At 43.6% G+C, this 5,394-nt stretch carries 5 protein-coding genes; 4 read left to right on the top strand and 1 reads right to left on the bottom strand.

All coding sequences use genetic code 11. The features are described 5' to 3' along the window. A partial coding sequence (locus tag L5M10_RS23140) for a transposase (protein ID WP_263179001.1) occupies nucleotides 1-173 on the bottom strand: 173 nt, incomplete at its 3' end. 495 nt (nucleotides 174-668) lie between these two features. Between L5M10_RS23140 and L5M10_RS23135 the strand changes: the two genes are divergently transcribed. From L5M10_RS23135 to L5M10_RS23120, 4 genes are all read left to right on the top strand, one after another. Beyond that, nucleotides 669-1,625 (top strand): WYL domain-containing protein, encoded by a 957-nt coding sequence (locus L5M10_RS23135; protein WP_263256031.1) that lies wholly within the window; start codon nucleotides 669-671, stop codon nucleotides 1,623-1,625. 69 nt (nucleotides 1,626-1,694) lie between these two features. Then, nucleotides 1,695-3,260, top strand: coding sequence for a type I restriction-modification system subunit M (locus tag L5M10_RS23130; RefSeq protein ID WP_263256030.1), 1,566 nt, complete (start codon nucleotides 1,695-1,697; stop codon nucleotides 3,258-3,260). Beyond that, nucleotides 3,257-4,528, top strand: coding sequence for a restriction endonuclease subunit S (locus tag L5M10_RS23125; RefSeq protein ID WP_263256028.1), 1,272 nt, complete (start codon nucleotides 3,257-3,259; stop codon nucleotides 4,526-4,528). Before L5M10_RS23130 ends, L5M10_RS23125 begins: the two co-directional genes overlap by 4 nt. Further along, a partial coding sequence (locus L5M10_RS23120) for a Fic family protein (protein ID WP_263256027.1) occupies nucleotides 4,528-5,394 on the top strand: 867 nt, incomplete at its 3' end. The genes L5M10_RS23125 and L5M10_RS23120, both read left to right, overlap by 1 nt.

Raw genomic sequence — 5,394 nt, 5'->3', positions numbered from 1 at the left:
GTTAATGTTTTACCTGGCACGGGGCGACCTTCTTTTCTGGCAATATCTCGCCAATGATACAAGGTTTGCACCGCGATGCCTTCTTCCCGAGCGACCTCTGCGACCGTTAAGTTGTGAGGAGGTAATAATTTTTTAAGGATCGCCTCTTTACGTTCTGGTGAATACCGAGCCATATCGTTCTCTTTTGCCGCACCCTGTCTTTAAACATAATGATTATTTAGGGGTGACAACAATCCTGACACAGGGGGGGGCAGGTTAGCGAACTACGCGCTCTGATGTGTTTTGCTATAGGACGTGGAATATCTCATAGCAATAATATAAGTGATATCGCTGACTCGGTAAGCGCATTGATATCTGCTATCTCTAAGACCAAGACCATGACATTTAATCACAAGCACTGAGCAATAATAGCAATCAAGATCAAAAAGTTGCCGCTTAGTCTTCCCTACAAAATAATTTGTGATAGGATGATACCTAATAAAATTAATTAGGTTGAGGCCTATTCAGTGTTTTATGGCCATCTATCCAGCTTCAATCGGTAGATATTGCTAAGTCATTGCGGATAAAGAGTAGCATTGAGTGACACTATTCAATGTGATTACGCGATGTCTGACCGTACTTTATAAACAGAGTTTTAAGAATCTGGTTGAATTGGATAAACAAGACGCATGACAAATGATGCTCTGAAACAAACGGTAGTGGCGAAGCCAGATAGGCTTTCGCAGATAGCGCAGTTGCCACAAGCAACCAGGGATCGCATTGCCCACATCGATTTCACCTTATTGTTTAAGGGAGAAGCGGTGCGGGCGGATTTAGTCGATCGCTTCAGTATAGCGCCAACACAAGCAACGAAAGACTTCACCCTATACCGAGAGCTTGCACCAGGCAATATTGAGTATGACCAAAAGCTCAAATTGCATAAGCGTGGTGAAGCTTTTGAGTCCTTGTTCGAGTACGACGTTGTGAGAACACTGGCGACGATTAGCCAAGGTTACGGAGATGGCTTTACTGGAAAGGTAAAACCGCCCCTTGCTTGTGAAGCGCCTTATCACCTTAACGAGCCCAGTTTATCTATAGTGGCAAAAGTCACCGAGGCCATACACAAAGGCAAAGCCTTGCGTATCACCTATGTATCGTTATCGAGTGGTGAAACAACGCGTGAAATCGTACCGCATACGCTGGTGGACAATGGCCTGCGTTGGCATGTTCGTGGGTTTGACCGCAAGCATGGCCCAAGCGGAGCGCCAAATGGGTTCCGTGACTTTGTATTGACCCGCATTAAAGCAGCGGTTGTGCTTGAAGATTCAACATTGTCGCCCTCTGCTGTTAAAGAAAGTGAGCTCGAAACCCAAGATCGGCAATGGAATCGCTTTGTAGAGCTTGAGTTAGTACCGCATCCACGTATTGAGCACAGCGAAGCGATAGAGCTGGACTATGGCATGACGGGTGGCGTTCTAAAGGTTGAGATTAGAGCAGCAACTGCTGGGTATTTGCTTCGCCAATGGCATGTGGATTGTTCCAAAGCACACAGCCTTCAAGGCACTGAATACCAACTTTGGTTAAAGAATACTCCGACACTCTACGGGGTCGGAAATTTGAATTTAGCTCCAGGGTTTAACGAATGATGTTCGACGACAGTGAACATTGTGTAACCCATAAACGAATTATGACGAATTAAAAGCAGGAATTAACAAATGACAAGTTTACAACAACGTGCCGAACTTCAACGCCAAATATGGGCGATTGCCAACGATGTCCGAGGCTCAGTGGATGGCTGGGATTTTAAACAATACGTACTGGGTACGCTGTTCTACCGTTTTATCAGTGAAAACTTTGTCAACTACATCACAGGCGGCGATGAGAGTGTTAACTATGCCGCCATGTCTGACGATGACGAAAACATCAAGTTTGCTAAAGAAGATGCCATTAAAACCAAAGGCTATTTTCTTTACCCTAGCCAGTTGTTTAGCAATGTGGCGGCTAATGCGCATAAGAACGAAAATTTAAATACGGATTTGGCAGCAATTTTTGCTGCAATCGAAAACTCAGCCAACGGCTATGATTCAGAAAAAGACATCAAAGGCTTGTTTGCGGATTTTGATACCACCAGTAATCGTCTGGGTAATACGGTAGAGGCAAAAAACAAACGGTTAGCGGCGGTATTAAAAGGGGTAGCTGGGCTGAACATCACCCAATTTGAAGATAACGAAAACGATCTGTTTGGTGACGCCTATGAGTTCTTAATTTCAAACTATGCGGCTAATGCTGGTAAATCCGGTGGCGAATTTTTCACCCCTCAGCACGTTTCAAAATTGATCGCACAGCTGGCCATGCACGGCCAAACCAGTGTCAATAAAATCTATGACCCTGCGGCGGGTTCGGGCTCGTTGCTGTTACAAGCTAAAAAGCACTTTGATGCGCATATCATTGAAGATGGTTTTTTTGGTCAAGAGCTCAACCACACCACCTATAACTTGGCGCGTATGAACATGTTTTTGCACAACATTAACTACGACAAGTTTAATATTCAGTTGGGCGATACTCTAATCGAGCCACACTTTGCAGACGATAAACCCTTTGATGCGATTGTCTCTAACCCGCCTTATTCAGTGAAATGGATTGGTAGCGACGACCCAACCTTAATTAACGATGACCGTTTCGCGCCCGCAGGTGTGCTTGCACCCAAATCAAAAGCCGACTTTGCCTTTGTGCTGCATGCGCTCAGTTACCTATCAAGCAAAGGCCGTGCAGCCATAGTTTGCTTTCCGGGTATTTTTTACCGTGGTGGTGCTGAGCAAAAAATTCGCCAATACCTAGTAGATAACAACTACGTTGAAACTGTGATTTCACTGGCACCTAACCTGTTCTTTGGCACCACCATTGCGGTGAATATCTTAGTGCTGTCTAAACATAAAACCGACACTACCACCCAGTTTATTGATGCCAGTGGCGAGGCTTACTTTAAAAAGGAAACCAATACCAACGTTATCACCAATCAGCACATCGAAGAGATCATGAAGGTGTTTGCCAGCAAAGAGGACGTGGATCACTTTGCCAAATCGGTTGATTTGGATGTTATCGCAGGCAACAGCTACAACCTTTCGGTGAGCAGTTATGTGGAAGCTAAAGACAACCGCGAGCTAGTGGACATTACAGAGCTTAATGCCGAACTTAAAACCACCGTTGCTAAAATTGATGCGCTTCGCAGTGACATTGACGCCATTGTGGCGGAAATTGAAGGTGAGGAGATTGAAGCATGAGTCATTTGAGTTACATGGAAAAACTGCTAGATGGGGTTGAGGTTGAGTGGAAAAAGTTAGCTGATGTTTTTCAGCTTAAAAATGGATATACACCATCAAAATCAAAAAAAGAATTCTGGGAAAATGGAACTGTTCCATGGTTTAGAATGGACGACATCCGAGAAAATGGTCAAATTCTGGATGAATCGCTACAGAAAGTCTCAGAGAGTGCAATCAAAGGTGGAAAGCTATTTCCTGAAAATTCAATAATAATTGCCACATCAGCAACTATTGGAGAGCACGCTTTGATTCGTGTTCCATTTTTAGCAAATCAGAGATTTACTAATTTAAGTTTAAAGCCAGTATATAAAGACACATTTAACAACAAGTTTATTTTCTACTACTGCTTTATGTTGGCGGATTGGTGTAAAAAAAACACAACCATGTCTAGCTTTGCATCTGTTGATATGGATGGATTTAAAAAATATCCTTTCCCAATTCCATGCCCAAACAACCCAGAAAAATCGCTGGCAATACAAGCTGAAATAGTGCGCATTCTGGACGCATTTACCGCCATGACCGCCGAGCTGACCGCCGAGCTGACCGCCGAGCTTAACATGCGTAAAAAACAATACAACTACTACCGCGACCAGTTGTTAAGTTTTGAAGAGGGTGACGTTGAGTGGAAGACGTTGGGTGAAGTGGCCCAACTTATTACCAAAGGAACAACCCCTAAAGAATTTGTAAGCGACGGAGTTAATTTTATTAAGCTGGAAAGTTTTGATGATAACCAAATCAAACCAGACAAGTTTATGTTTATTACTCCAGAAGTTCATAATAAGGAACTTAAACGCTCAATATTAGAGGAAGGTGATATTTTATTTGCTATTGCAGGCGCTACTATTGGAAAGTGTGCCATTGTTGATAAAAGCGTTTTACCTGCAAATACTAACCAAGCATTAGCTATTGTTCGCTTAACCCAGCAGGTAAATGTAAAGTTTGCTTTTTACTACATGCAGACCACTGCAATGACAGATTATATTGCTAAGTTTAATAAAACTTCTGCTCAGCCAAATATAAACTTGAAACAGATGTCGGAGTTTAAAATTCCTGTCCCTACAATTAATGAACAAATCCGAATTGTTAAGATATTAGATAATTTCAATACGCTAACAAGTTCCATAAAAGAAGGTCTCCCACGCGAAATTGAGTTACGCCAAAAGCAATACGAGTATTATCGTGACCTGTTGTTGAGCTTCCCGAAATCTCATTCAGATGAGGCAGCCTAATGGCCTACCAACCACCTTTTACCATCACCACCGATATTTTGAACTTGGTGGCACAAATCAGCCAGCAGGTGGGTGAATTAAATGCCAGCCAGCTCAATGCCTCGCCGCAACTGCGCAAGCAAAATCGCATTAAAACCATTACTGGCACGCTGGCGATTGAAGGCAATAGCTTAACTGAAGAACAAATCACCGCCATTGTTGAGGGTAAACCTGTGCTGGGCAGCGTGCGTGAGCTAGCCGAGGTAAAAGGTGCGATTGCCGCTTATGATGCACTTCCTACCTTTACACCTAGCGCCATTGACGATTTACTCACGGCTCACGGTTTAATGCTGTCAGATATTCTTGTAAATGCCGGTGAATTTCGCAGTAAAGGCGTGGGTATCCATAAAGGTGGTGTGGTGCACCATGTTGCGCCGCCTGCCCATCAAGTATCTGGTTTAATGGCGGATTTAATCCAATGGCTTAAGCAAACAAAAGACCACCCATTGATCGCCAGTTGTGTATTTCATTACGAATTTGAGTTTATTCACCCCTTTGCCGATGGTAACGGCCGAATGGGGCGGTTATGGCAAACACTGATTTTGTCCAAGTGGCATCCGTTGTTTTTATCTTTGCCACTAGAAAGTGTGATTAAAGACCATCAGCAAGCCTATTATCACGCCCTTGAGCAGGCCGATAACCAAGCAGACAGTACGCCGTTTATTCATTTTATGTTGTCGGTTATTCAGCAAACACTCGCGCAAAACGCCTCTGTAAGTGCCCCTCTAAGAGAAGGTAAAAACGCCCCTGTAAATACCCTTATCAATGTAACGGGCCTTAAAACGCCTGAGGCTATTTTAGCATTGCTCAGTAACACGCCCGAGCTA

It is taken from the genome of Shewanella sp. SM32 (assembly GCF_025654235.1).
Taxonomy (GTDB): Bacteria; Pseudomonadota; Gammaproteobacteria; order Enterobacterales; family Shewanellaceae; genus Shewanella; species Shewanella oncorhynchi.
Note: the sequence above shows the minus strand (reverse complement) of the source record. Positions and strands in the feature narration are given on the sequence as shown.

Excerpts from the sequence above, each read along its gene's own strand:
- L5M10_RS23125 (WP_263256028.1), top strand. The coding sequence starts at position 3,257 with ATGAGTCATTTGAGTTACATGGAAAAACTGCTAGATGGGGTTGAGGTT.
- L5M10_RS23135 (WP_263256031.1), top strand. The coding sequence starts at position 669 with ATGACAAATGATGCTCTGAAACAAACGGTAGTGGCGAAGCCAGATAGG.
- L5M10_RS23130 (WP_263256030.1), top strand. The coding sequence starts at position 1,695 with ATGACAAGTTTACAACAACGTGCCGAACTTCAACGCCAAATATGGGCG.